We start from the raw sequence: 456 nt of genomic DNA on the forward strand, positions 1-456 counted from the left end.
CATGTCGTGCGCGATCTGCGAAGCGATCGGCCCGTACCCCACGAGTTCACACACCTGCCGCGGGGATGCGGCGCTGGCGTCGGTGGTGAGGTCTGTGGTGGCCGGGATCGAGGCGATGGGCACCAGCACCTGCACGTGCGCGAAGAACCCACTGGGCACCTGCGCTGCTTTGCTGCCGTCGTTCACATCAAGCTCGGTGTACGGGTTGCCGTTGAGGAGCAGCTCGGCGAGGGTGTCGGCGCGTACCTCGTCGAGGGTGCGCGCTGGTGCCACTTGATCGGCCAGGCTCGGCGCCGGCTCTGTCGCCTGGCCTGCTTGGTCAGCCTCGCCCGTCTGCTCAGCCGCTTGGGTGGCAGCAGCCCGCGCGGATGCTTCGCGCGCGGCGGCCTCGCGGGCGGCGTCTTCACGTGCGGCGGCCTGCCGTTCAGCCTCGACCGTGACGACCTCGACGGTCCA

1 pseudogene is annotated in these 456 nt (G+C 70.2%); it reads right to left on the reverse strand.

What is annotated here, in order from left to right:
- Positions 1-456 (reverse strand): annotated as a pseudogene (locus ACXR2W_RS14155) (hypothetical protein); the annotation flags it as partial.

The organism is Leucobacter faecis (assembly GCF_054456695.2).